A 25,478-nucleotide genomic window follows, 5' to 3' on the forward strand; every position below is an offset into this window, starting at 1 on the left:
TAAATGAGATCAGGACAGATCAATTTACTGCTCAAAAATGGCTTGCCAATAGTGATAGGTCATTTCTTCGCCGTTATCTAACTTGAATTCATAAGACAACTTACGTGTTTCAATAATATTAAAATCAACAGGATACTTAAATGGCCCGCCATCATAGGAAAAAGTATGATACTCGCCATTTTCCCCACAGACATCGACTTCGGCGGACATTAAATCAAGTACGGTTAGACTGATATCTTGTCCAATAAAAGCCTCACCTAATTTACTGGCATCGGTCACGATAATTTGGGTTTTTATGCCTGAAGCCAAAAAGTCTTGCATCACTTCATTTGAATTTGGGTTCCACAAAGGTTCAACCACTTCAATTCCCAAAGGATGCAAACGATCTTCACGATATTTACGCACATCGGTTAAATAAATATCACCAAAAATAAAGTGTTCTACGCCCTGTGCTTTAAAGTGATTTGCAGCATCTTTCATTCTTTGTTCATAAATTTGAAGATTCTTAGGCAAGAAAACTGGATAGAGTGGAATACCAATACTTTCGGCTTGCTTCAGTAATAATGAATGAGGAATGGCATGCATTGAAGACAGTTCTGTTTCTTCATTTACCGTGGTTAATAATGCAACCACATCAAATTGATTTTGCTGTAAAATTTTATACAGTGCTAAAGCTGAATCTTTACCACCACTCCAGTTAAATACCGCTTTTTTACGAATATTCACACTTATTTCACTTTGGCTTTACGAATCATTTTATATAAGGTACTTGGTGATAAACGTGACACCCACGTGCCCAGCACTTCTTTACGACCACCGACCACAATATATTCCTCACCTTTAAGTAGTGCCTTGACAGAAATTTGCGCGAACTCACCCGCGTCTAAACCATTGGCTGTCGCATCATTGTCATAGCCTTGGGCTTTTCCTTCACCATTTAAAGCATTCATCGAAACATTGGTTTTGACAAAACCTGGGAAAATAACCGAAACATCCACACCATCCTCTGCAACTTCAGCGCGCAAACTGTTTGCCCACATGTGAATTGCGGCTTTGGCTGCCGAATATGAAGCACGATACTGCGTGCCTAATAAGCCAGCAACGCTTGAAACAAAGATAATTCGACCTGTTTTTTGTGCAAGAAAAGTCGGTAAAACTGTTTTTGTTAAGAACACTTGTGAAAAATAATCGACTTCCATAATCGCGCGTTCAGTTTGCATAGTTGTTTCGCTAATTAATGCACGTTGACTTAAACCTGCATTATTAATTAACCAGTCAATGCGCCCTTTACACTCAAGTACTTGGGCGTAGGCATGCCGAATTTGGCTTTCATCGGTAATATCGGCAACAATAGACAAGTGCAAGTCTGGATTTAGCAACCCAATACGGACTTTTTCCAATTCATCAAAACGACGTGCAGTCAAAACAACTTGCGCGCCTTGCAAGGCACATTCTTCAGCCAAGGCTTTACCTAAACCCGATGAAGCTCCTGTAATCCAAACCACTTTAGCATTTAAATTATCTAGCTTGGTCATGATGTATTTCCTTTGAAAATAGAAAATTTATGAGTTTTTAAAGATCAGACTTGTTCTTCAAAAACCCTAAAAAGTGGTCAAAAAAACCGCTCATACTCTTGGCATCATATAAAGTGCCTAATTTTTCAAAGCGTTTATACCCCAACTGGGTGGTAATATGAATAATGCCGTTTAAGGTTTTATCGACCACCAAATTAAATTTAAGTATTTTTTTCGGCTCACGAATTAAATGCGTTACGCCTTGATCGACTATTTCTGTAAAGGCTTTGAGTGCAACAGGAACATAGGTGTCATTGCCTACTTTCATTTGATCGACGCAGTTCAACAATTCAGTGACTACAGATTGCTCGACAGGATAACTCATCAAAAAAGTCCCTTCTTTTTCTGAAGTTAAATCATATAAATAGTTAACCATCGGTTTAAGCCGATCATTGCCGAAAAAAGAGACCGACCACGGCATATATTTGCGCGTGGTATCTAAAATTTGCTGGATAATTTTTTCAGACTCATGATCATCTGATTTTGACATTTTGGCGATATCACCAAACACCTGATCGATAATTTCACACGCAATGTCAGCCAAGTTATCTCCCAAAGGCTTGGCTAGACTTTCTGTCGTTTCTGCATTAAGTTGCTGATGTATCTCTAAAAAATGCTGATGAGTTTCTGGTTTAATTTTTAAAGAAATAATATAACTCATGACAGCAGACTCCTTTTTTATAATGTTTAAAAAACATAATACTTGACCCTGACCTTATCATATCTTCACTTTCGCCTAGTGCCAACTGTCTAAAGTTTACATTCGTCCAAAGTGTCTAAACCTATCATTTCTTTGCTACAATAGATGCAATTTTTCACATACTTTTGGTCTGTTTAAACTATGACTGATTCAGCGCAGAATATTGCTACGACTTACGATCCGACTGAGATCGAGAAAAAATGGTACAAAACTTGGGAAGAAAACGGCTACTTTAAGCCATCCCAAAAAGGTGATTCATTTTGTATTATGATTCCGCCACCTAACGTCACAGGTAGCTTGCACATGGGTCATGGTTTTAACAATGCCATTATGGATGCTCTGACCCGTTACAACCGTATGTCAGGTAAAAATACCTTATGGCAACCGGGAACAGACCATGCGGGGATTGCCACGCAAATGGTGGTTGAACGCCAATTGGCTGCACAAGACATTAGCCGTCATGACCTTGGTCGTGAAAAGTTCATCGACAAAATTTGGGAATGGAAAGAACAATCAGGCAATAACATTACCAACCAGATTCGTCGCCTAGGTTCATCGGTAGATTGGTCACGTGAACGTTTTACTATGGATGATGGCTTATCCAATGCAGTAAAAGAAGTCTTCGTTCGTTTGCACAAAGACGGTTTAATTTACCGTGGTAAACGCCTTGTAAACTGGGATCCTAAATTACAAACGGCCCTGTCTGACTTAGAAGTAGAGTCTGATAAAGAAGAACAAGGTTCTTTGTGGCACTTTAAATATTTCTTTGAAGATAAGTCACTTCGTACCCATGATGGTAAAGATTACATCGTCGTTGCAACCACGCGTCCTGAAACATTACTCGGTGATACTGCGGTTGCGGTAGCACTGGATGATGAACGCTATGCACACCTTGTTGGTAAAAATATTATTTTGCCAATCACAGGTCGTACTGTTGCCATCGTTAAAGATGAGTATGTAGACAAAGAATTCGGTACAGGCTGTGTCAAAATCACCCCTGCACATGACTTCAATGACTATGAAGTGGGTAAACGTTGTGAACTCCCAATCATCAACATCTTCAATAAAAATGCAGAAATTTTGGCAGAGTTTGAGTTTATTGCCAAAGCGGGCGAACAAATTTCGAAAACCATTGCTGCCCCTGCGGACTATATCGGTTTAGAGCGTTTTGCGGCACGTAAAAAATTGGTTGAACAAGCAGAATCTGAAGGTTGGTTAGACCAAATTCAGCCGTACACTTTGAAGCCACCTCGCGGTGACCGTTCAGGCGTGATCGTTGAACCGTTATTGACCGATCAATGGTATGTAAAAATTGCACCATTGGCTGAACCTGCAATTCAAGCGGTAAAAGATGGCGACATTAAATTTGTGCCTGAGCAATATAGCAACATGTATATGGCTTGGATGAACAACATTCAAGACTGGTGTATCTCACGTCAATTGTGGTGGGGTCACCGTATTCCAGCTTGGTACGATGTAGATGGCAACGTTTATGTCGGTCGTAATGAAGCTGAAGTGCGCGAAGAAAATGGCATTGCTGCTGATGTTCAACTGACTCAAGACGAAGATGTGTTGGATACGTGGTTCTCGTCTGGTTTGTGGACATTCTCAACTTTAGGTTGGACGGGTGACGCGAAGAAAGATGCGGAAAACTATTTCCTCAATACTTTCCACCCAACAGATGTATTGGTGACTGGTTTTGACATCATCTTCTTCTGGGTTGCCCGCATGATCATGATGACCATGCACTTCATGAAAAATGAAGATGGCACGCCACAAGTTCCGTTTAAAACTGTGTATGTACATGGTTTGGTACGTGATGGTGAAGGTCAGAAAATGTCTAAATCTAAAGGCAACGTGCTTGATCCTTTAGACCTCATTGACGGTGTAGACCTTGAAACTTTGGTACAAAAACGTACCACAGGTTTGATGAACCCAAAACAAGCCGCGAAGATTGAAAAATCAACGCGTAAAGAATTCCCAGAAGGCATTCAAGCTTACGGTACAGATGCGGTTCGTTTCACTTTCTGCGCGCTTGCAAACACGGGTCGTGACATTAAATTCGACATGAAACGTGTTGAAGGCTACCGTAACTTCTGTAACAAAATTTGGAATGGTACACGTTTCGTTCTGATGAATGTTGAAGGTCAAACAGTTGGTCAAACAGCGCGTCCTGATCTTTGGGAATTGCCTGAACAATGGATCGTGAGCCGTTTACAAAAAGCGGAAGCTGCGGTTCAACAAGCCTTTGCGACTTATCGTTTAGACTTGGCTGCACAAGCGATTTACGAATTCATTTGGAATGAATACTGTGACTGGTATGTAGAACTGACTAAGCCTGTTCTAAATGATGAAAATGTTGCTGAAGAACGTAAAGCTGAAGTTCGTCGTGTATTACTTGCAGTAATGGAAGCATCGTTACGTCTTGCTCACCCAATCATGCCGTATTTGACTGAAGAAATTTGGCAAACCCTTGCGCCAATGATTGGCTTAGGTGGCGACACCATTATGACTGCGGCTTACCCTGTTGCTGACCCTGCAAAAATCAATGATCAAGCTGAAGCAGACATGCAATGGCTGCAAGGTCTGATTGGTGCGGTACGTAATATTCGTGGTGAAATGGGCTTAGGTAATGCACGTTTATTACCTGTGTTACTGCAAAATACCACTGATGCTGAAAAAGCGCAGATTGCACGTATTGAGCCATTGGTTAAAGCATTGGCAAAAGTTGAAAGCATTACTTTCTTAACTGAAGCTGAGCAACCGCCATTGTCTTCTTCATCTGTGGTTGGTCATGTATCTGTATTTGTTCCAATGAAGGGTTTAATTGACCCGAAAGCGGAATTGGGGCGTTTGCAAAAAGACTTCGACAAAGTTCAAAAGCAGCATGACCAAATTGCAGGCAAACTTTCAAATGAAGGTTTTGTGGCAAAAGCACCTGCTGCGGTAGTTGAAGGTGAAAAAGTGAAACTGGCTGAGTTTGCTGATCAGTTAGTGAAGATTAAAGCGAATATGGATCAGATTGCAGCGCTGTAAGGTGTTGATAATCTAATCCATAGTATAAAGGGCTGATTATTCAGCCCTTTATACTTATGAATTAATTGCCTTCAAAATAAGGTCTGCTAACTGTGTTCTAGCTTGTTCATTCGAACCAAAATATTTTGAGGTAATTTCTACATCATTTTTTTCAAAATATGATTTCACTTTTTTAAATTCACTAATAAAGAATTTTTCGGATAAATCACCTACCCTATCACCCACTTTGAAGAATTCAGGTAATACTTTTAATAAAGCACCATAACCTATTGGTTTTGATAAAATATAGTTATCTGGATCATTCCATTCCTTATTAAATACTTTGCTAATAGCATTGAAATAATTCAATAAAATTTTCAATATAATATGATCTTCATTGGCAATGAAGTATTCTCTAAATATCAAATTTGAATCATCTAAAAGCTCTTTATTATTTTTAATATCAATCGTATCTTTTTCAGGATTCCTGCTTATCAATTTTACTAAATAATTAATAAAAGCCGATTGTGAAAGTGAAGCTTTATCTTGATGTTCCTCTTTTTTACCTAACATTTTGATTCTTTCATAGAATGGCGAATCTTTATCTCGATTTAAATTTCTAACAATTTCATGACAAGTTTTAAATGGACTTCTATATCTTGCTAAAGCAAATAAATCATAAATTAGAGAAGGATTAACTCGTGTTTGTTTGCTATTAATAATTGAAAAAACATAACCTTTTTGATAATTATCTAAATCAAACATAAAGACAACAGGTAAGTCAAATTTCTCAGCAATACCTGATTTTTCTAATCCTAATAATCTATGTTGTCCATCTAAAATTTCTCCAACTATAATATTATCCTTAAATTCCAAATAATCATTATGTAACCCTATAAAAGATTCAGCTTTTATTGAAATAATAATAGAAGTAGGGAATGTAGCATCTGGGTCTTTACAATAATTTGAAATCTCATTGACTCTAGCTGGAGAATACTCTCGTTGTATATCATCAGAGTCAATTTCTCTTGCTTTAGTCTCTGTAATATTTATTAAATCTTTTGCATTTACTACTGATAGATAAAAAGTACCTATTGGTTGTTGAACCTCAAAAAATTTTATTTTCATAATGATCTTCCTTTTCTATCTTTAGTAGTATCTTTACTTTTAGCATCCATTTCTTTCACTGACGTATCAGTAGTAGCATGAAAGGATTTATCATCTAATTTTTTATGTCGCTCATTGTCATAATCTAATTTCACAATACAAGCAGCGTAAACAGAGGCGAAGACACCAGTTAGATAACCAACAATTTGTAAATAATATTTAAAAAAACTTTCACCATAAAAATATGATGGCTTAGCTTGAACTAAAGAATGAATTGATCCACACCACAAAATCCCAAAACCCAATATAAAAAGTGTAAAAATTTTTAAAGACTTAAAATGTGATTTTTCATCATACAAAAAGCTAATCAGAATAATAAAAAATGATGAAGCCATTAAACTAATGGTAAAAATATAGAAATTACCATTATTAAAATCAGATATAAATGTATTCATAAAACTCTTTTTAGTAAAAACAGTTTGTACAAACCAATTACATAGAATACCAAATTGTCCTGCCACAATTACACAAAGAACCCAAAATATAGACTCTCTTTTATAATTTCCTATCACAGACAATGGAACTTTTATATATTCCATATCTCCCTCTTAATTCCCAAACTGGGTTTCATATTAATTTCTCATTCTTTGAACAACTTAAAAAATAGTCTCGCATAAGATTAAGATATACTATTGCAAAATTTTATAGTTCATCATTCTAACAAAAATAATGAAAAATTAAATAGTTATCCAAATGATTTCAAGCTTAACTTAAGAACTAAACTCATGAAATTAAAAGTCCATAATATATGGAGCAATAACATACTGACGACGAAATTTCAGATTCATAAAACGCTTGGCACGGAGTATTTTCCACATCAGGTTTTCTGCATCAGTGGCATTGTGTCGCATGGTTTTAGCGAATTCTAATAATTGTGGGTCTAATTTCATTTTTATTATTGCCTCTCCCTAGCCCTCTCCTAAAAGGAGAGGGAATTTTCATTATTAAATTCATGATGCTATAAAATCACTTGCTGCTCCCTCTCCCTATGGGAGAGGGTTGGGGTGAGGGCAATTGAGATTTACAAAACCCCATTCCCCAACAACATCTCCAACCCTTTCACTCGACTCATATATTTGAGCCGTTCTTTTTCCCACTTCACTTGCTGTTTTAATTCGGCACAATCCGCTTCTAACTTCTTATACAGATCCGCAATTTGAATTGGATTTGAGGGCTTTTGAGCTTTCAATTTCGCTTGTTTCGTCCAATTCAGTGACTCAATAATGTCATCAATTTGAGCATCTAACTGCTGTTTTTGCACATCTAAAGCCAGTTTATAAAACTTCACTTGCTCATTACTTAAACCCTTTTGAGCCACGCCCCTATTCTGCTCGACCTGTATTTGAAGTTTTAGTAAATAAAATAAATCCTGCTGTTCATAGGCTTGATTGGCGTGTTGCAGCATCTCCGTTTTTTCAACTTTAAGCTGTTCATCTTGTTCACGGTCAGGGTGAATAATCGAGGCAATTTTTAAATACACTGTTTTGAGTGATTGCTGCGCCATTTTTTGCGCTTGCTCACGTTTTTGTTTTTGTCTATTTAGCCTGTGCTGTTCACGTTCTACTTCGTGTTGCTGTTCATCATATTCATAGCCATCTAAAGCTACATCGGCTTGTTCATGATCTGAATTCTGATCATAGGCTTCTGTCGGATCATGACTTTCAACTGCTCCCTTTTTCTTATTCTTTTTAGCTTGATTATGTTCTGCATGTTGTTGGTAAAATTTATCAATTTGAGTCACTTTCAGTTTTTGCTGTTCTGAAAGCACTTGGGAACTTTTTAAGATTGCAGCGAGATTTTGGATTTTATCATCCAGCTGTGCAATATCTGCTTTCGAAAACTCATAACGCTGTAAGCTATTCCATAACTGTTCAAGCTGCTGAAACAGTATGTCATGCAGTTCAGTATAGATGGGAACAAGGGTTTTATGTGCCTGTTGCTGAATTTCGGCTTGGGCTTTTTGCCACGCTGCCAGTTGTATTTTTTGCTGTTCAATTTGTTCAATCAAACGGTTTAGTTTTTTCTGTTGGGGTGAATGCTCCGCATCAGGCTGAATCGTAGTTTTTAAATCCAAAGACATAAGTAAATGCAAAGCAAAAGAGCAATTATAGCGTAACTTTATGCATGAAACCCAAAGCCTTAATCGGCCTTTAATGCCATATCCGTCCCATGCAATAGTTGGCACAATCAAGACAACAATAAAATGAGCGTATTCAATGCCAACACAAGCAGATTTAATTTTTAATCAAGAACTGGCCGCATGGGTACAAGCCGTCGGTTCCGTCATTGCCATTTTCGTGGCCATTAGTGTGCCTCTATATTTAAACCGTTTAGAACTACAACGTGATCGCACATTGCAAAACATACAAAAGCAAAAATATTTTGTGACACTCCTACCCACGCTCTACCGCATTAAACGCTACAGCGACGATTTCCTCATACAAATGCAGCAAAATAAACAAAGTACCGAAAATATTTTGCATACCCTAGAAACCGAATACCTAGAACTCATTCCAGTTTTTGCCAAAGAACTGCATATTTTTGTACATAGCCAAATCTACGATGCCAATTTAAACCAACTGGCCTTTGAACTGTTTCATTCTGAAGAGATTCTGCAACAGCATTTATTGTTAGCCCATGACCAAAAACAGATCAAGCATCAAGATGCGTTAATCGAGCATGGACAACATATTCATCGCTTAAGCATGACTTTAATTCAGCAGATTGAACAATATTATGAAACATCTAGATAAAGGCAACATCCAAACTATGGGTTCGGCAGAATATTTTATTTTAATCATGATGAGAATTTACCCTCTCATGACATGGCATTCCTTAGCTTCTTTCCATCATTCATCAATATTTGCTAACATAGCGCAACCCAATAATAATAAATTTTGATATTTCTGATGACCGATCAATTAAGAGCAAAATTTGAAAATATAGAATTAAATGCTGGGCTTGGTAAAATTAGCGCCTTTATTTCTATGACCTTAAGCTTACTCTGCTTATTTGGTGCATTGTGCTTTCTATTTCCCAGTGTATTGACGACACCTGAACTTCGTCCGCTTTACAGCAAACATTCTGACTTATTCTATTTCAGCTTAATGGCAGGCATTATCATCAGTGCAGGTTTCGGCGCTTTCAGCGCCATTGTTCGGCAAAACCGCTATGGTTTTTATGGTCTCTGTTTGGCATTAATTGCTGCTGTTTTGGGTTGTGGTGTCATTCAAGCACCCGTCCTACCAAGCGTTCCTTTTTATGCAGGCTTCGATTATTTTGTGCTAACCCTCATCATTTTGGCACTGGTATTTATTCCACTTGAAGGCTTTTTTGCCAAAAATCCTAAGCAGAAAATTTTGCGTGTCGGTTGGGTGACCGATATAAAATATTTCATGTTTAGCCACATCGGCATTCAGCTATTCAGTTTTTTAACGGTTATGCCAATTCAATATTGGATTACCCACCTTCCCAGTAACCCGATTGTGCCCTGGGTACAAGCACAGCCAATTTGGCTACAGTTTATAGAGTTGCTAATTGTGGTCGATTTCACCACCTACTGGCTACACCGTGCCATGCATGAAGTCAATTTTTTATGGCGTTTCCATGCCATTCACCATTCAACGGAACATATGGATTGGCTGGCATCATCACGCCTGCATATTGTAGAAGTGCTAATGACCCGTTTCATTGCAACCTTACCGATTTTTCTTTTAGGCTTTCACACGTCTGCGGTCTTTGCTTATTTAGTCTTTATTTCCTTTCACGCCATTTTTATTCATTCTAATGTGCGCTTCCGTTTTCCTTATTTACGCTGGCTCATTGCCACACCTGAATTTCATCATTGGCATCATTCTTCAGAAAAACCAGCCATCGATAAGAACTATGCGGCCTTTATTCCACTGTATGATGTCATTTTTAAATCAGTCTATATGCCCAATCATCTTGCTAGTGTATATGGTACGGTGGGCTATAAAATCCCCAATAGTTTTGTACAGCAGTTTACTTGGCCCTTTAAAAAATACATTCAGCGTTTTCAACAACGTTTTGGAAAGCCAAAAGACCCATTATAAATTTAATTTGTCTTCAATTTTGTCTCTCTTCGCTCTGTAATAATGTTATTGCAGGGCGCAATTTTCCTATTACCAACGCACTGAAAAATTCGCATTTATGTTCAAAATTCACCCTTTTGATAAAACTTCAATATGAAATAACTGAAAGTGTATAAAAGATAGCTCAAAAATTTCATCAAAAAACTCTTGATTGCTCATTTTCCTGCATTCCATTACTTGTAGCATAAAGCTTAAATATCTATTTATTTCATTATCTTAAATAATCCATATGCATCAAGCAGTGACATTCATCCTGCCTGTTATATTGACCTTTTGTCTAATCTAATTCACTAATGACCACTGACTGGCATGTATTGTGCTGTACTTTTCTAATCATTTTTATTTATAAAAAACTGTTTAAATCCTAAATAGTTACCGTTAACAAATTCATAAAAAATTTGCTTGAGCAATCTGTCAAATCTCGCTTAAGATGAATTCTGATGTAGTTTTTATACATAAAATAAAACATCTTTTGCACCAATTGATGGACGGAATTCATCGAAAATTAAAGCAATTGATGACAATGCAATAAAAGGAGTTTTGCTTATGATACACAAACGCGCCATGACCTCACTGTTCTGTGCAAGCGCACTCATGCTTGGCCTGAGTGCCTGCAGTGACAACAAAGCACCGGCATCTGAAAAACCAGCAAGCGCAGATGCCTCTGCTTCTGGCACGCTAGATAAGATTAAAAAATCGGGCACTATTGTTTTAGGCTATCGTGACTCATCTATTCCATTTTCGTATATTGCAGATAATCCAAACCAACCTGTCGGCTATGCGCATGACCTGCAAATGAAAGTGGTTGAAGCGGTGAAAAAGAAACTGGACATGCCAGATTTAAAAGTTCGCTATAACCTTGTAACCAGTCAAAATCGTATTCCTTTGGTGTCTAATGGCACTGTAGACTTAGAATGTGGCTCAACAACAAACAATAAAGAGCGTCAACAACAAGTTGATTTTTCTACAGGTTTCTTTGAAGTTGGTTCTCGTTTGCTCACTGCAAAAGATTCAGGTATCAAAGACTTTGCTGACTTAAAAGGCAAAAAATTAGTCACTACAGCAGGTACAACGTCTGAACGCTATATTCGTCAGCATGAAAAAGAATTAGGCATTGGTGAAATTATTTCTGCCAAAGACCATGCAGAATCATTCCTAATGCTACAAAATGGTCGTGCTGCTGCCTTTATGATGGATGACATTTTATTGGCAGGTGAAAAGTCTAAAGCCAAAGACCCAAATAAATGGGAAATTGTTGGCACCGCACCGATTCATGAAATTTATGGATGTATGATGCGGAAAGGCGACACAGGCTTTAAACAAGTGGTCGATGATGCAATTAAAGCCACCTATAGTTCTGGTGACATTAATGCGATGTATAAAACATGGTTCCAGTCACCAATTCCACCTAAAAATATTAACCTAAACTTTGAAATGTCCGATCAGTTAAAAGCGCTTATCAGCAATCCACATGATCGTGATGAATAATCCCTAAACACAAGAGAGATGCTTAAGCCAAAAGGAATTTGGCTTAAGCTAAAAGGGAGTTTGTATGAATTATAGTTGGAATTGGGGCATGATTTTCCAGTCCACAGGTGTAGGTGATTCTACCTATCTTCAGTGGATTTTCATTGGGATCGGCTGGCTATTTGTCATTGCACTGGTTGCATGGAGCATTGCCATGGTGCTCGGTAGCATTTTAGGGATTATGCGAACCCTACCCAGCCCGACTGCACGTGCAATAGGCACAGCTTATGTGACTATTTTTCGTAATGTACCTTTGCTAATTCAATTATTTATTTGGTTTTATGTGGTGCCCAACTTCCTGCCAGAAGGTATTCGAAACTGGTGGATGAACGATTTAGGTGCCAATACCACGGCGTTAATTTCAGCGAGTATTGGTTTAGGTTTATTTACAGCAGCTCGTGTCTGCGAACAAGTACGTACGGGTATTGAAGCCTTACCTTTGGGGCAAACCAATGCAGGCTATGCCATGGGCTTTTCGACGGCTCAACTGTATCGCTATATTATTTTACCGCAGTCCTTTCGCACTATTTTGCCACCGCTCAGCTCGGAACTTACCAACTGTGTCAAAAATACCTCGGTTGCATCTTTAGTCGGCGTTGCTGAAATTATTTCTCAGATGAAAACCATCAGTGAATATACGCAAAATACCATCGAAATTTACACCTACGTCACCCTTATTTTCATCATTATCAATGTATGTTTAATTGGTTTTATGAATTTTCTGGAAAAACGCTTGCGCGTTCCTGGCTTAATTGCAGGAGATAAATAATGGATTGGCTTACGTCGTTTATCCAAGACCTACAACAGTCTGGGCCTGCGCTTTGGTATGGTTTCAGTATTACTTTAAAAGTGGTCATTACCGCGACCATTGGTGGTGTGTTCATTGGTACACTACTTGCGCTAATGCGCTTGTCTTCAATTACAGCACTGAACTGGTTTGCGAAAAGTTATGTCAATTTATTTCGCTCTATTCCTTTGCTTTTGGTGCTGATGTGGTTCTATTTTGCCGTGCCTTTTATTTATACAGGCATCACAGGCAATTACTTGACCATGGATACTGCACTGGTTTCAAGTATTGTGGCATTCATGCTATTTGAAGCCGCCTACTTCTCTGAAATTGTCCGTGCAGGTATTCAGTCTATTCCCAAAGGCCAAACTGCAGCCTCTTATGCCTTAGGTATGAGCTATAGCCAATCGATGCGTTTGATTATTCTGCCTCAAGCTTTTCGGAAAATGACTCCGCTCCTCCTGCAACAAACTATTATTCTTTTTCAAGATTCCACTATGGTCTATGCCATTGGTCTTTTGGACTTTTTCCGTACCAACTATGTCCGCGGAGACTTAATGTCACTGCTTACTCAATATATTTTATTCGCTGGTTTGGTGTATTTCACCGTCAGTATGATTGCAACCTATGTCGTTAAAAAACTACAGCGGAGGTTAAGTGTATGACAGATCAAAAAGTAATGATTGACCTCCAAAATATCAGTAAATGGTATAAAGACTTTCAAGTGTTGACCGACTGCACTACACAAATTCGTCAAGGCGAAGTGGTCGTGGTCTGTGGCCCTTCGGGTTCAGGAAAATCGACCCTAATTAAAACTGTAAATGGTTTAGAACCCTTCCAAGCAGGTCAAATTTTGGTTGATGGGATTTCCATTAATGACCCAAAAACAGATTTAAATAAACTGCGTAGTCGCGTAGGCATGGTGTTTCAGCATTTTGAACTCTTTCCACATTTGAACATTACTGAAAATTTGACCATTGCACAGGTGAAAGTATTGGGCCGTTCTGAAGCCGAAGCCAAACAAAAAGGTTTAGCCTATTTAGAGCGTGTTGGCTTAAGTGCACATGCATCGAAATTTCCTGCGCAATTGTCTGGGGGCCAACAACAGCGCGTTGCTATTGCGCGTGCGCTAAGCATGGACCCTATTGCTATGTTATTTGATGAGCCAACCTCTGCCCTTGACCCAGAAATGATTAATGAAGTTTTAGATGTAATGGTGCAACTGGCCAAAGAAGGCATGACCATGATGTGCGTGACGCATGAAATGGGCTTTGCACGACAAGTTGCAAACCGTGTGATTTTTATGGATCAGGGAAAAATTATTGAAGACTGCACCAAAGATGAATTCTTTGACACACCACGCGGTGAACGTGCGCAACAATTCTTAAATAAAATTTTGCACTAATTCATTCAGCACATGTTGTATTAAAAGCAGATTTTTAAATCTGCTTTTTTTAACTTGATATTCATAGCTTAAAGTTTCTATTCTTATATTTACATCTCAAAGAAGCATAAAAACATATCGTGCTTAATTGCAGTGCATAACATCTTTCTTGTTCGTATAAAAAAACGCTTATTTCTATTTTAATTTGATAATAGCCTGTAATTGAATAATTGCACCTTTCTAAAACAAGCTTAATCTCATAGCACAACAACAAACTCATCCAGTTGAAAAGTATATAATTATAGATAAATTCCAAAATTTAAAAACGCCCCCATGTAGTGCAAATTAAAATAAAATGCTTTATATCGAGTCTTGTTTATTTTTAAACCCAATTAATCAAAATTTCCCTTAATCAATCCTCTTTTCGAAATCGTTTGCATCGATATACTGAATTTCTTTTGTGAAAAAATGCACTAAATGGGGACTCAAAATGCAAAATATTGACTTACTTTTTCTTCTCCTTGGTGCAATTTTAGTACTGGCCATGCATGCAGGTTTTGCATTTCTTGAACTTGGTACAGTACGCCATAAAAACCAAGTCAATGCGCTGAGTAAAATTTTAACCGACTTTTCACTGTCCGCCATTGCCTATTTTTTTGTGGGCTATTATATCTCCTACGGTCAGCATTTTTTTCATGCAGGTTCAGTTTTAGCCAATGATCATGGCTATAACCTCATGCGTTGCTTTTTTCTACTGACCTTTGCGGCAGCAATTCCAGCCATTATTTCTGGCGGTATTGCGGAACGTGCAAAAATGCGTTCACAAGCCATCGCAACCTTAGTACTGGTGGCTCTTATTTATCCCTTATTTGAAGGTATAGCATGGAATGGTAATTTTGGCTTACAAGCTTGGTTAGAACGCACCTTTGGAGCAAGTTTCCATGACTTTGCGGGTTCTATTGTGGTTCATGCTATGGGGGGCTGGATTGCGTTGGCTGCTGTACTTTTATTAGGCCCACGTTATGGTCGCTACAAAAAAGATGGCCGAATCAGTGCACATCCGCCATCTTCTATTCCTTTTTTAGCGTTGGGTTCATGGATTTTAATTGTGGGTTGGTTTGGCTTTAATGTCATGAGCGCCCAACGTCTAGATGCTATTTCAGGTTTAGTGGCAATTAACTCATTAATGGCCATGGTCGGTGGAACTCTGGCAGCCAATTTTATGGGTAAAAATGACCCTGGTTTTTTACACAATGGCCCATTGGCAGGCTTGGTCGCAATTTGTGCAGGCTCAGATGTGGTGCATCCTGTAGGTGCATTGGTGATTGGAATAGGAGCAGGTATTATTTTTGTGAAACTATTTACCTACACCCAAAACAGATTAAAAGTCGATGATGTATTGGGCGTGTGGCCTCTACATGGGGTTTGTGGCACATTTGGTGGGCTAGCCGTAGGTGTTTTTGGCCAGCAATTGCTCGGTGGCTTGGGTGGCGTATCTATTATTTCTCAATTCATCGGGACGTTCTTGGCAATCAGCATTGCCTTAGTCGGTGGCTTTATGGTTTACGGCGCACTAAAAGCGTTAATGGGCATTCGTCTGAGCCAAGAAGAAGAATTCCGTGGTGCAGATTTGTCTATTCATCGAATTACTGCCAATTCAGAAGACACTATGTTTTAAAGTTTAAGCCAAGCGGGCAGATACAATGACCGCTTGGTTTAATTAAGCTAAGACTAAACCTGTTCCAAAGACCAAATTTTATTAAACGGTACATGCTTTTCTATTTCGGGATGAAAACCATCTGACCATCACCCTTGCATGCCTACTGATGTCGCGCCATAAATATCATTTATGGATAATCACCAATCAATAAACATTGATAACTCGCTACATTCAACGGCTTACAGGCGAAATTAAGAATCCCAGGATAAGGTTTGGCAATGCCCACCACTGCCAGTTGAAACTGCCTTTGTTCTAACGTTAACATCTTCCTAAAGTCATCTCATGCATGATGACTCATCTGGATATCAGCAAGCTAAATACACTGTTTAGTAATCTTTAAGTTCACTTTAAGCTAAGTCTGCTGCAATAGCACCTCATTATAATTATTTTGCTTACTATGACCGATCGTCAGCATTTCATTTTTTTACAGACCTGCTTTTTACTTTTTAGCTTTGCTGTGCTTCGTGTATTTTTTCCGGTCGGTGGATTAATCGATTTAAACACCATTGCCTCATGGATGAGTCCGGTAGGCGATTTTCCACTACGTGATCATTGGGCTTTAGCAGAATTAAACCACCGTTGGGTTAAAAATGTGCTGATTGGTACATACGTTCTAATTTTATTGCAATGGTTGGCTTCGTTTAAGTTTAAAACTTTCCACACGCAGCGTTTTGAAATGGGTTATTTTTTCTGTGTTGCCATGCTTTGTACCGCTGTGGTTGGCATTTTAAAATCCCAATCATCACATGCCTGTCCATGGTCTATGACACAACCTCTGCCCCATGGATTTCTCTGGATATTCAATGTGAAAAATGGCCATTGTTTTCCTGGTGGTCATGCATCGACTGGCTTTGCTTTTATGACAGGCTATTTTGTCTATCGGCTGACACAACCTAAACGTGCCTACTTCTTTTTATTTTCAGGGTTTATTTTAGGCTTTGCGATGGGTTGGGCTCAAATGATGCGAGGCGCGCATTTCCTTAGCCATAATTTATGGACTGCATGGATTGTCTGGTGCATTAATGTGCTGATTTACAGTTGCTATTACTCTCGCTTTTCAACTTTAGCATCGCATTCACCACCATTAAACAAAACCAATTCAGCCTAAATAGGAAATTCAACCGTCACCTGTAAACCACCTAAGCTTGCACTGGTGCCGAAACTCAGTTTGCCTTGCAAGCGTTCCACGGCCTTATCCACAATAGATAAGCCTAATCCACTGCCCATTTCTTGATGATGATGCACCCGATAAAAACGTTTCAAGATATGTTCATGTAATTTTGGATCAATACCCGGCCCACTGTCTTCAACTTGAATGACTGCGTAATTTTCTTGTGTAAAGACAGAAACATTAATGATGCCCTGCGTGGGAGTATATTTAATGGCATTATCAATTAAATTATAAATAATAGAATGCATGGCACTTTGCTGACTGGAAATAAGCACCACTTCTTGGCGTTCCACGCCAATATCCAAATCTTTTTGCATCGCCAAATGAATCAGCTGTTCTACACAATCGACCACTGTTTCATTTAAATAAAAAGACTGAACAGGGTTCAAGGTATCTATAAATGCATCTTGCTTGGCTAAACTGAGGAGTTGAGCAACCAAATGCTGAATTCGAATTAAGCCTAAACTGAGCTTTTTCAACGCCTCATGTTCTGGGAACTCTTGTAGCAATACTTTCATTTGTAAATTTAAAGCGGTAATTGGTGTACGTAATTCATGTGCTGCATCGGCAATAAATTGGCGCTGTTCCTGTTGTGCCGTAGAAATTCGCTCGAATAAACTGTTCATTTCATCAATGGTTGGAATAATTTCCACAGGATAATGCTGCGTTAAAATGGGTTGTAGCTCTTTCACATCACGTCGTGCCAACTCCGCTTTAAAGTCATCTAGTGGCTGTAAAATGCGCCCAATCATCCAGCCTAAACCCCAAAGCACAAAAGGCATCACCAATAAATAAGGAATAAACATACTGCCAGCCAACTCTAAAGCAAGATTTTGCCGTACAGATTGTTGTTGACTGACTTGAACTTGATGATCTTTTAAAGGCAAAACATAAGTCCGCCAAGTGCCGTTATCCGTCTTATGGGTATAAAAACCTGCTTGCTGCATCGGTTGAATCAGAAGATTAAATTCATGGTATTGATGCGACTGTTCGGCATAGCTCCAAACATCAATAAACAAGTCTTCTTCATGATAGTGCTTTGACGCATCAAAAGTACTTTTTACAGGGTTCGGTTCATGCTCGGCCACACGTTTGGCTAGGTTTTGCATTTGGGCATCTAAAATCTCATTGGTTTCTTCCAACGAAATTTTATAAGCGGATACCATCAACAAACAGCCCAATATCAGGCTAAAAAAGGAAGTATATAAAATCAGTTTTTTCTTTAAAGAATTGCCAACCAGCCACGCCATACTGATTATTTTCCTTCTAACTGTCCAAGACGATAGCCTAACCCTCGAATGGTGCGAATAAAGTCTTTACCTAATTTACTTCTTAAATGATGAACGTAAACCTCAATGGTATTGCTGCTAATTTCACTGTCAAAGTCATATAACTTGTCTTCTAAGTTTGCCTTAGAAAAAATTTTATTAGGATGTGTCACCAAAGGAACAAGAATCGCCCATTCACGGTTCGATAGGTCAATATATTCGCCTTTAAATTTAACCAAATGCTGTTCAATATCTAAAACCAAATCACCATAACTTAAAAGAGCCTCACTGTTTTGTATCTGCTCTTTTCCACTCCGACGGAGCAATGCATGTATTCGTGCCAGAAGTTCATCAAACTCATAAGGTTTAACTAAATAATCATCAGCACCCTGATTCAAACCTTCAACACGCTGTTGCAGTTGATCACGGGCAGAAATAATCAGAACAGGTAAATTGGGATGGTTTTGTCGAATTTGTTTCAACACTTGCATACCGTCCATCATTGGTAGCCCCAAATCCAGTAATACGACATCGACCTCTTCATGTTGAATTTTTTTTAAGCCATCAATGCCATTATTTACCCAATCTACATCAAAGCCCTGATATTTCAGCAAAGTCTGTGTCGATTCTGCAATCATAAAGTCATCTTCAATGATTAATATTTTACTCATGAACTAGATTCCCTTATTGCTATCAGGTCTGCAGTTTTGCAACATATCATTTTTTGCATCAATGACTTGGCTTTGAATTCCCAACAAACTGAGTAAACTTGGAAATAAATTATCCTGACTTAATTCTTTGCTTTTTTGACTGTTTAAGCAAGTCATTTGCTGTGCATTTTTTGCTTTCCAATCGGCTGAAAACCACATCACCATTGGAACATGGGTTTGTTGTGTCGGGGCAATGGCATACGGCGCACCATGCAAATACATACCGTGTTCGCCTGTAGACTCACCATGGTCTGACAAATACCAAAAACCCGTTTGATATTTTTGATTTTGCTGTAATGCACCAATGACTTCACTCAAAATATGGTCGGTATACACAATAGAGTTGTCATAAGTATTGATCAGGGCTTGCTGTGAACACCCTTGAATGGCATTGGTATCACAAGTCGGTTTAAAAGGCTGAAAATCTGCGCTTGAGCGACGGTAGTACGCAGGCCCATGACTGCCCATTTGATGTAGCACAATTAAACGTGGCGTTTCATCTGAAGGTGGAATAGCTGCAATATATTGTTTTAATCCATCTACTAAAATTTCGTCGCGACATTCGCCATCGGTTGCACACCATTTTTTGGTTAATTCAGGACTGAACTGAACTTGCTCAATACGGTCACATGTCCCTTTACAGCCTGAATTATTATCTAACCATGTGACTTGATAACCTGCGCGTTTAGCAATATCTAATAATCCTTCGCGGTGGCTGGCCAGTTTTGCGTCATAGTCTTTACGTGGCATGCCAGAAAACATACAGGGCACAGAAACCGCTGTCGCTGTTCCGCAAGAACTGACTTGGCTAAAATTAATCACATCTAATTTAGATAATTCTGGATTGGTATTTTTACTGTATCCGTTCAACGAAAAGCTTTCTGCACGTGCTGTTTCGCCCACAACCAAGACCATGAGTTTAGGTTTTTCAGTTTTCGATGTAGGGACAACTTGATGTGCATCTGTGCCATAAGTAACCAAAGGTAAGTTTTGCTCAGGTACTTGATGACGGTAATAAGACAAACTCGATGCAATGACATTTTGCGGAGAAAGCATGCCTTTTAAATCACGATGTTCACGAAAAATGGCTGCATAATCGACATAAAAAACAAACAATAAACTGGCAATAGCAATAAAAGAACCGACAATATGTAGAAATTTTTTAACGATAATTTTTGAGACAGGCTCTTTTAAAATAGGCAATTGACTTAAAATAGCAATAGGCAAAACCACAAACAAAATAGCCCAAATTATAAATTGTGCTGAAAGTAAATCTTTGACTTCTTTCGGGTCAGTCTGCATTGCATTTTGGATTTGATCTGGTGAAATGACCACCCCTAAACTTGAAACAAAGTAGGCACTAAATCCACCAACAAAAATCAAAACCGATGCTAAAATTTTAGCATTCCAACGCCATTGCAATAGTTGCAACAATACATTGTATAACGCAATAACCACCACAATGGTCGCAAGCAGAAAGAGCTGTGCCTTTATTCCTTGATAGGGCGTTAAATCATGAATTTTTCGAAAAAATGGCAGATTTAACGCAATAGCCAGCCACAATGCGACAATAAAGTTAAACATGCCCAAAGAAATTGGCGGTATTTTTTTCTTAAGTGAAGACCATTGTGTCAGCATCATGTGTTTCATCGGCTTGGCTAGATGGTGCTACGTTAAATCCCAAAACTTAAAACTTGCTTAAGGTCTACGAGCATTCATTGGTTAGATCGCGCTATCTTGGTTTTATATTTTCAAAATAGAGAATGAACAGAAAATGACACTCTATTTTGCTTATCCAGACCTGAGGAATACCTCTTGTAGACATTTATAGACTACTACAACCAATTAAGATTAATAACTATTTTTATTTTAAATTACGACTTGAATACGCCCCCACCTGTAAATTGGGATCAAACAAAATATGGCTACTACGCTAATGATGATTAAATATGTGCTATAGCCTAATGCGTCAGCGACTATGCCACTTATGCTATATAGCAGACCACTGACTGTCGCCATCAATGCCACTTGAAAAGTAAAATCGGTTGCTGCCAAGTGCTGACGGCTATACTGCATAATGACTGTGAGCATCACCACCAAAAGCATGGCAGAAATCAGATCTTCTAGTGCATTAATACAATAAATTATCCACGGCTGAATCTGTAACCCCGCATCATATTGCCAAGCCAACCATGTATACGCCATTAGGCTGATTATTTTAAAAACTGAAAAAAGAATTAGTGCATGAAAGCGTGATAACCATTTTAAAGACAGGCCTGCAAGCCCTGCGCCAATTAAAGCGGCAACAGCACCTAACATGGTGACATAAAGCCCGATTTGCGTAAAACTCAAACCTAAATCGACCATTAAAGGTTTTAATAGCGGGCCAGATAAACCATCTGCAATTTTAAAAGTAATTAAAACCCATAGCCAAAGTCTTAACTGTGGGTGATCAATAAAATAATTTAGATATTGCTGAACAGTCTGCCAGTGGCTTTGTGGGTAATTTATATTTGTCCGATTTAGATGTCTTTCCTGATGCTTCTGATGTTGAGGTTCTGTATAAAATAAAATCGGGAAAGTATTTAATAAGACCATTCCTGCGAGCAGTAAAAAAGTCGCTTGCCAGTGCAACCAATCCAGTGCCCATAAAATAGCGCCACCACCAACAATAAAACCCAGTCGCGAACCCAATACTTGAAAGGTGTTACCCCAATGTTGTTGCTCACCCTTTAAAATTTTTACGGCTAATCCATCAGTTGCAATATCTTGCGTTGCACCCAGTAAATTAATACTGAACAACACCACAAAAAAAGCCAGTAAATACACAGGTTCATTCAAAGACTGAATAGGCAAAAAAGAGATAATAATCAGTACTAAAATAGTCAGAAGTTGCGTTGCAATAATCCAGGATCGGTAATGCCCCATACGCGCCGAACCCAGCCGATCTATCCACGGTGCCCAAAATATTTTAATTGACCATGGCAACATTAATAGGCCAAACCCACCAATATGTGCTAAAGAAACGCCCTCTGCCCGTAAAATAACAGGCAACGCATGAGTCATAAAACCGACAGGAAGCCCCTGTGCCCAATACAGCGAAAACAACAACACGTAGATATTACGTACCTGAAACATGAAGTTGTCCTTACTGATGTTCTAAGGTGAATAATTTTGAGGCCAATCCATCTGAAATGACCGACATATCAATGAGACTGCACCATTTTGCCAATGTGACAATCAATGCATCGGCTTATGATAAGTTAAATACTGAAATATATATGATAAAAACAATGACTCAATATTTTCCAACATTGCCAGATCTTGTTCCTGCTCGTGGTTCGGCACTGACCAAGCAAATTTTTAAGCGCATTTATTTGGCGCAAGGCTGGCGCTTTGAAGGTGAATTTCCCAATTTACCCAAAGCGGTTGCAATTATTTCCCCACATACCTCCAATATAGATGCATGGCATGGCTTTACAGCACTTTTGGGACTTGGTATTCAAATTACAATTTTTGGTAAACACACTTTATTCAACACCCCTTTAAAACCTTTACTGGAATGGGTGGGTGTTATTCCAGTCAATCGTGACAATCAACACGGTCTAACCAAACAAATTGCAGACATTATTCATGCCAAAGATAAAATTTGGATTGGGATGGCACCCGAAGGAACCCGCAAGCAGGCCGATAAAATTAAAAGTGGCTTCTATTACATTGCTTATGAAGCACACATTCCTATTGTGATGTTTTCCTTTGATTATGCAAAGAAAACCATTCATTGCCTTGGTACGTTTGAACCCACTGGAAATTTTGAAGCAGATTTGGAACAAATTTTACAGCGCTACGAAGGTCATTTTTCACCCAAAAACCCAGACTGGCTGGCCAAGCCGTTACAAAAGCGATGGAAAAACCACTAGCCAAAATGGCTTTTTTTTGCTGAGATGTGCACCAATTCGTACACATCTTATTCAACTGTATTTTTATGAAACTATTACATTATTCTTTGATGGGTCTTTTAGCGCTCAGCCTTGCAGGTTGTGACAAAACTGTCAAAAAGCCAACTCAAACCACAGCAATAAAAGCTCGCGAACCAGTAATTGCTGTTGCCTTAGGCGGTGGTGGTGCCAAAGGTTTTGCCCATATTGGGGTGTTAAAAGTTTTAGAATCGCATGGGATTAAGCCCAAGATTGTTACAGGAACCAGTGCAGGCAGTTTTGTCGGTAGCTTATACGCCAGCGGAAAAACACCGTACCAATTGCAACAAATTGCCCTTGGTTTTAAAGAGTCTGATATTCGCGACTTAACCTTAAACCGCCAAGGCGTTATTTTGGGACAAAAGTTACAAGACTATGTGAATAAAAATGTCGGCAATAAACCCATTGAACAATTTCCCATTCGCTTTGCAGCGGTGGCTACACGTTTAGACAATGGACGCAGGGCCGATTTTATTAAAGGCAATGCAGGCCAAGCAGTTCGTGCCTCTTGTAGTATTCCCAATGTATTTGTTCCCGCAACCATTGGTGGACATAAATATGTCGATGGCGGTTTGGTCAGTCCAATTCCAGTAAAAACAGCCAAAGATATGGGCGCAGATATTGTCATTGCAGTCGATATTTCAGCACGTCCCGATGGCAGTAAAGCTCTAAATATGTTTGCTGTCTTAGATCAAACCCTCAACATTATGGGACAAAAAAGCATCAATGAAGAATTAGATCAAGCCAATATTGTGATTCAGCCCAAAGTTGGCCACATTGGTACGCTCGATTTAAAATCGAGTAATGAAACCATTTTAGAAGGTGAAAGAGCGGCTCAATTGCAAATTCGCGCCATTCAAAAAGCGGTTGCCAATTTTAAAGCCTCTCCTGCCGCACTAAAACCAGCGCCTGTGTCTAAGTTTTAATTTAGACAGTTTTTAAATATTCAAATACTTATTCATCTGTTACATTGATATAGAGTTATTTATCTATATCAATTGCAATAATGCACGAGTAGATGTATGGAATTAGTTTTAGAGCCATGGCACTGGTTTGTTTTAGGTGTCTTGCTGATTATTTCAGAATTGCTATTGCCCGCTTTTGCCGCACTTTGGTTCGGTATTGGCGCCATTATGGTCGGCATTTTGTATTTTCTGTTTCCGATGATGGGAACCACCACCCAGCTCATCACTTGGATGATTCTCTCTATTCTTTGTACCGTCGCTTGGTTTAAATTTATTAAGCCACTTTCAACTGACAAAACCAAAGCTGGACTATCCAGAGAAGCCACCATTGGCCAAGTGGGTATGGTGATTCAAACCAATTTAGAGCACGATCAAATCAAAGTACGTTTTCCGATGCCTGTTCTGGGTTCTGACGAATGGAACTGTCGTGCATTATCTCCTGTGCAAGTGGGTGATCGTGTGCGTGTCGTCGATATTTTAGGCAATGATTTAGTTGTGCAATTGCACAGTAATAATGACAACGAAAAAGTGAGTAAATAAATGAGCGGAGCTATGATAGTTGTATTTGCACTGCTGGCCTTTGTTGCTGTAACTATTTTTAAAGGCGTGCGAATTGTTCCTCAGGGTTATAAATGGATTGTGCAACGTTTGGGTAAATACCATACAACCTTAAGCCCTGGCCTAAATTTTGTGATTCCCTATGTCGATGAAGTGGCATATAAAGTCACCACCAAAGATATTGTTCTTGATATTCCATCCCAAGAAGTCATTAGCCGTGACAATGCTGTATTGCTGATGAATGCCGTAGCATACATTAACCTCACCACGCCTGAAAAAGCAGTGTATGGGATTGAAAACTATGTATGGGCGATTCAAAATCTGGTTCAAACCTCGTTACGCTCAATCACTGGCGAAATGAGCCTAGATGATGCCTTATCCTCTCGCGATCATATCAAAGCGAAGTTAAAAGCAGCGATTTCTGATGATATTTCAGACTGGGGGATTACCCTAAAAACTGTTGAAATTCAGGATATTAAACCTTCTCACACCATGCAAACTGCCATGGAAGAACAAGCAGCGGCCGAACGCCAACGTCGTGCTGCAGTCACCAAAGCCGATGGTGAAAAACAGGCTGCTATTTTAAGTGCAGAAGGTCGTTTAGAAGCGTCGCGTCGTGATGCAGAAGCACAAGTTGTGCTTGCAGAAGCCTCGCAACGTGCCATTGAAATGGTAAGCTCTGCTGTGGGCGATAAAGAGATCCCTGTGGCTTACCTTTTGGGTGAACAATATATTAAAGCCATGCAAGATATGTCTAAATCAAACAATGCCAAAACGGTGGTTTTACCTGCCGATATTATGAATACCATTCGTGGTGTCATGGGCCGAAATCACTAAAACACC

23 protein-coding genes and 1 pseudogene are annotated in these 25,478 nt (G+C 38.9%); 13 read left to right on the forward strand and 11 right to left on the reverse strand.

Features of this window, described 5'->3' with window-relative positions:
• Positions 1-24: 24 nt before the first annotated feature.
• From BBP83_RS05925 to BBP83_RS05935, 3 genes are read right to left on the reverse strand one after another with little or no spacing between them, the layout of a single operon-like run.
• Positions 25-732, reverse strand: a complete 708-nt coding sequence (locus BBP83_RS05925; protein ID WP_171258054.1) for a Dph6-related ATP pyrophosphatase — start codon at positions 730-732, stop codon at positions 25-27.
• A complete protein-coding gene (locus BBP83_RS05930; RefSeq protein ID WP_068886475.1) occupies positions 729-1,535 on the reverse strand; it encodes an SDR family NAD(P)-dependent oxidoreductase in 807 nt (268 codons plus the stop codon). The genes BBP83_RS05925 and BBP83_RS05930 overlap by 4 nt, the downstream gene beginning before the upstream one ends.
• 37 nt (positions 1,536-1,572) lie before the next feature.
• A complete protein-coding gene (locus BBP83_RS05935; protein WP_068886476.1) occupies positions 1,573-2,235 on the reverse strand; it encodes a hypothetical protein in 663 nt (220 codons plus the stop codon).
• 180 nt (positions 2,236-2,415) lie between these two features.
• Here BBP83_RS05935 and BBP83_RS05940 point away from each other — a divergent pair, with 180 nt between their 5' ends.
• The gene (locus BBP83_RS05940) at positions 2,416-5,310 is read left to right on the forward strand and encodes a valine--tRNA ligase (RefSeq protein ID WP_068886478.1); all 2,895 of its coding nucleotides are present in this window, start codon (positions 2,416-2,418) and stop codon (positions 5,308-5,310) included.
• 54 nt (positions 5,311-5,364) lie between these two features.
• Here the strand turns inward: BBP83_RS05940 and BBP83_RS05945 are convergent, their stop codons facing one another.
• The 4 genes and pseudogenes from BBP83_RS05945 to BBP83_RS05960 all read right to left on the reverse strand — a co-directional run bounded on the left by BBP83_RS05945 (position 5,365) and on the right by BBP83_RS05960 (position 8,536).
• Entirely contained in the window at positions 5,365-6,417 is a 1,053-nt protein-coding gene (locus tag BBP83_RS05945) for a DGQHR domain-containing protein (protein ID WP_068886480.1), read from the reverse strand.
• On the reverse strand, positions 6,414-6,995 hold the full coding sequence (locus tag BBP83_RS05950; RefSeq protein ID WP_068886481.1) for a hypothetical protein: 582 nt from the start codon (positions 6,993-6,995) through the stop codon (positions 6,414-6,416). The genes BBP83_RS05945 and BBP83_RS05950 overlap by 4 nt, the downstream gene beginning before the upstream one ends.
• 195 nt (positions 6,996-7,190) lie before the next feature.
• Positions 7,191-7,346 (reverse strand): annotated as a pseudogene (locus BBP83_RS05955) (endonuclease domain-containing protein); the annotation flags it as partial.
• A 131-nt stretch (positions 7,347-7,477) separates the two neighbouring features.
• On the reverse strand, positions 7,478-8,536 hold the full coding sequence (locus BBP83_RS05960; protein ID WP_068886482.1) for a coiled-coil domain-containing protein: 1,059 nt from the start codon (positions 8,534-8,536) through the stop codon (positions 7,478-7,480).
• 136 nt (positions 8,537-8,672) lie between these two features.
• On the opposite strand from BBP83_RS05960, the gene BBP83_RS05965 reads away from it, so the two are divergent.
• The 8 genes from BBP83_RS05965 to BBP83_RS06000 all read left to right on the forward strand — a co-directional run bounded on the left by BBP83_RS05965 (position 8,673) and on the right by BBP83_RS06000 (position 17,094).
• Positions 8,673-9,209 (forward strand): hypothetical protein, encoded by a 537-nt coding sequence (locus BBP83_RS05965; RefSeq protein ID WP_068886484.1) that lies wholly within the window; start codon positions 8,673-8,675, stop codon positions 9,207-9,209.
• A gap of 156 nt (positions 9,210-9,365) precedes the next feature.
• On the forward strand, positions 9,366-10,529 hold the full coding sequence (locus BBP83_RS05970) for a sterol desaturase family protein (protein ID WP_068886487.1): 1,164 nt from the start codon (positions 9,366-9,368) through the stop codon (positions 10,527-10,529).
• 585 nt (positions 10,530-11,114) lie between these two features.
• On the forward strand, positions 11,115-12,056 hold the full coding sequence (locus tag BBP83_RS05975) for a transporter substrate-binding domain-containing protein (RefSeq protein WP_068886489.1): 942 nt from the start codon (positions 11,115-11,117) through the stop codon (positions 12,054-12,056).
• Positions 12,057-12,120: 64 nt separating this feature from the next.
• Positions 12,121-12,864: an amino acid ABC transporter permease gene (locus BBP83_RS05980; protein WP_068886491.1), complete on the forward strand. Its 744-nt coding sequence runs from the start codon at positions 12,121-12,123 to the stop codon at positions 12,862-12,864.
• Positions 12,864-13,547, forward strand: coding sequence for an ABC transporter permease subunit (locus BBP83_RS05985; protein ID WP_068886493.1), 684 nt, complete (start codon positions 12,864-12,866; stop codon positions 13,545-13,547). The genes BBP83_RS05980 and BBP83_RS05985 overlap by 1 nt, the downstream gene beginning before the upstream one ends.
• 14 nt (positions 13,548-13,561) lie before the next feature.
• Positions 13,562-14,287, forward strand: a complete 726-nt coding sequence (locus BBP83_RS05990; RefSeq protein ID WP_171258055.1) for an amino acid ABC transporter ATP-binding protein — start codon at positions 13,562-13,564, stop codon at positions 14,285-14,287.
• 469 nt (positions 14,288-14,756) lie between these two features.
• On the forward strand, positions 14,757-15,944 hold the full coding sequence (locus BBP83_RS05995) for an ammonium transporter (RefSeq protein WP_068886496.1): 1,188 nt from the start codon (positions 14,757-14,759) through the stop codon (positions 15,942-15,944).
• Between the two features lie 439 nt (positions 15,945-16,383).
• On the forward strand, positions 16,384-17,094 hold the full coding sequence (locus tag BBP83_RS06000; protein ID WP_068886498.1) for a phosphatase PAP2 family protein: 711 nt from the start codon (positions 16,384-16,386) through the stop codon (positions 17,092-17,094).
• Here the strand turns inward: BBP83_RS06000 and BBP83_RS06005 are convergent.
• From BBP83_RS06005 to BBP83_RS06020, 4 genes are all read right to left on the reverse strand, one after another.
• On the reverse strand, positions 17,091-18,407 hold the full coding sequence (locus BBP83_RS06005) for an ATP-binding protein (protein ID WP_068886500.1): 1,317 nt from the start codon (positions 18,405-18,407) through the stop codon (positions 17,091-17,093). The genes BBP83_RS06000 and BBP83_RS06005 overlap by 4 nt on opposite strands.
• A 5-nt stretch (positions 18,408-18,412) precedes the next feature.
• Positions 18,413-19,096, reverse strand: a complete 684-nt coding sequence (locus BBP83_RS06010) for a response regulator transcription factor (RefSeq protein WP_068886502.1) — start codon at positions 19,094-19,096, stop codon at positions 18,413-18,415.
• A 3-nt stretch (positions 19,097-19,099) separates the two neighbouring features.
• Positions 19,100-20,773, reverse strand: coding sequence for a phosphoethanolamine transferase (locus BBP83_RS06015; protein WP_068886784.1), 1,674 nt, complete (start codon positions 20,771-20,773; stop codon positions 19,100-19,102).
• Positions 20,774-21,004: 231 nt separating this feature from the next.
• On the reverse strand, positions 21,005-22,273 hold the full coding sequence (locus tag BBP83_RS06020; RefSeq protein WP_068886503.1) for an MFS transporter: 1,269 nt from the start codon (positions 22,271-22,273) through the stop codon (positions 21,005-21,007).
• A 155-nt stretch (positions 22,274-22,428) separates the two neighbouring features.
• Between BBP83_RS06020 and BBP83_RS06025 the strand changes: the two genes are divergently transcribed.
• The 4 genes from BBP83_RS06025 (at position 22,429) to BBP83_RS06040 (ending at position 25,472) form a co-directional block, all read left to right on the forward strand.
• A complete protein-coding gene (locus BBP83_RS06025) occupies positions 22,429-23,055 on the forward strand; it encodes a 1-acyl-sn-glycerol-3-phosphate acyltransferase (protein WP_068886786.1) in 627 nt (208 codons plus the stop codon).
• Positions 23,056-23,120: 65 nt separating this feature from the next.
• Positions 23,121-24,038, forward strand: a complete 918-nt coding sequence (locus BBP83_RS06030) for a patatin-like phospholipase family protein (protein ID WP_068886505.1) — start codon at positions 23,121-23,123, stop codon at positions 24,036-24,038.
• Between the two features lie 96 nt (positions 24,039-24,134).
• Positions 24,135-24,617, forward strand: a complete 483-nt coding sequence (locus BBP83_RS06035; RefSeq protein WP_068886508.1) for an NfeD family protein — start codon at positions 24,135-24,137, stop codon at positions 24,615-24,617.
• Complete coding sequence (locus tag BBP83_RS06040) at positions 24,618-25,472, forward strand: SPFH domain-containing protein (RefSeq protein ID WP_068886510.1); 855 nt, start codon at positions 24,618-24,620, stop codon at positions 25,470-25,472. It abuts the gene before it with no gap.
• Positions 25,473-25,478 lie beyond the last annotated feature (6 nt).

The organism is Acinetobacter celticus, from assembly GCF_001707755.1.
Classification (GTDB): Bacteria; Pseudomonadota; Gammaproteobacteria; order Pseudomonadales; family Moraxellaceae; genus Acinetobacter; species Acinetobacter celticus.